General features: G+C 24.2%; 1 protein-coding gene. It reads right to left on the reverse strand.

Annotation, left to right across the window (positions count from 1 at the left end; genetic code table 4):
- Nucleotides 1-204: 204 nt before the first annotated feature.
- Nucleotides 205-1,758 carry a hypothetical protein gene (locus tag D9R21_RS06005; RefSeq protein WP_126821488.1) on the reverse strand — a complete coding sequence of 518 codons (1,554 nt, stop codon included), beginning with the start codon at nt 1,756-1,758 and terminating at the stop codon, nt 205-207.
- Nucleotides 1,759-2,016: the final 258 nt, after the last annotated feature.

Below are 2,016 nucleotides of genomic sequence, written 5' to 3' on the forward strand. Positions count from 1 at the left end.
AGTTTTCATTCTTTATTAAAAAAAGCAACAATTCATAACAATATTTACTTATCGCATGACGAATATATTAATGATGTTAAAAAATGAAATAAATGATATTCAAGCCGCGAAGAAAAGGATATAATAAATAAAAGTTTATAAACCTTTTTTACTAATACTTACTTTTTGGGGTGCACTCTAAAACCTTGCTTTTTTAAATTAAACTTATTTTTTAGTAAATTCTAAGTTAAATAATGTTGATGTTCATCCAGTATAATAAACAACATTATTTTTTCCAAATATTAAATCAAAGTTTCAAACTGCTCGCCGACGAAGTGAAAAAGTATCTTTAGTTTCATTTAAACTCACTTCGTGAACACGTTTTTCCCAATTACCAGTTGTAAAAATATCAATTCCTGGTAAATTTTTTGCTTGATTTGCTTCTTTAAAATCATTAATTAATATTTTTAAAACATCTTTGTATTTTCGGGTTTTTAAATTTAAAATTTTAGTAAAAGCTTCTTTGCTAAGGTGGAATACTCCTGAATGCTCATTTGATTCTAATTTAAAATGATTATAAAAAGCAACTACTAACCGTCCATATTCCATTAATTTATTTGTTAAACCTTCCTCTGTAATTTCAACTTGAACTTTTAATGCTTGACCATTATTCATTACTGCTCCAGATAATGGAAACCCTGCCACTTGAATTTTTGCTAAATTCACATTAAAATCAGCTAATCATAAGTTCTGACCTCCAGTATTAAAAACATTAACTAATGAACGATAAAACTTAACAAAATTTTCTGGAGTAATTTTATTAGGCTGATATCCTTTTCCGGTTCAAACATATGAAGCTGTATTTTCTCGAACAACATTAACACCATTAGTATTATTATTAATTGCACTTGTTAGTAAACTTAATAAAGTTATTGAAGAATTATATTTAATATTCTTTACAAACTTTTGCAATTCGCTATCACTTTTAATTTTACTTTGTAACTTTTCTAAAATAATATTATCTAAATTAGCAAAACCAGCTGTATAGTTTACATCAAAATTTTGATAAATTGTAGCAAATTCAGGTGTTTTATCAATTTGAAAAATTCCTTCTTGATTGAAAAAATTAACAATTACTCTTGAAATTTTTTGAACCATCCCATTTAAAACAACTTTCATTTCTTCTGGATTATCAGTAATAAAATATTGGATTACATAATCTGAAGTTGTTGTTAAAAGTTTAAAATTAGCTTCAAATTGAAAATGGAAATCTAGTCTAACTGCTTTTACTGTTTCTAATCCTGGTCGATCTAAAATTGCTTGCAATTGAACCATATCAATAAAATTTAATTCATAACTTAAACTATCATTTAATAAATTAATTGGTTTACTATCAGGATAATAATTTGAATAGTCATTATAAATTTCATTATTAATATTATTAAACACATCAAGAAAGCCATTTTTTAATGTTGCTAAAGCATCTATCGCATCTTTATCAATTTGGTCTAATTTTCTACTTTCAGTTTTCTTGTCAACCATTGTATACAGTTTATCAAATTTATTTTGATATTCAGTACTATTAATTGTATTTTTATTTTGTGAATAAACTGAAAAATTGTTGATAGCACATTGTGAAATTTTATTTAAAATTTCCATATCTTTTCCAATACCATTTTCAGTATCATCAAGTTTAAGCGGCTTTTTACAACCGATAATTGGACTATATCCTGTCGTTGAAAAAAAAGTCATTCCTAATAAAATCATTAGTTTTTTCATTATTTAAAATCCCTTCGTTATATCTAATTTTATACTTTCTAATTATAACTTAAAAAAATTAAAACTTAAATATTATAATTATAGTTTCTGGTACGAACTGATGTTAAAATTTCTTTTTTAATTCATATTTTAATTTGTAAATTGTAAATGCAAATGTAGTTCAAATCGTAAAGAAAAAGATATAATAAAAAAAATAGTAAATACTTTTTATTAGTACTTACTAAAATGGGTGCAGTCTAAACCTAAATAACTTTTTAA

The sequence above is a fragment of the Spiroplasma endosymbiont of Megaselia nigra genome (assembly GCF_003987485.1).
Classification (GTDB): Bacteria; Bacillota_I; Bacilli_A; order Mycoplasmatales; family Mycoplasmataceae; genus Spiroplasma.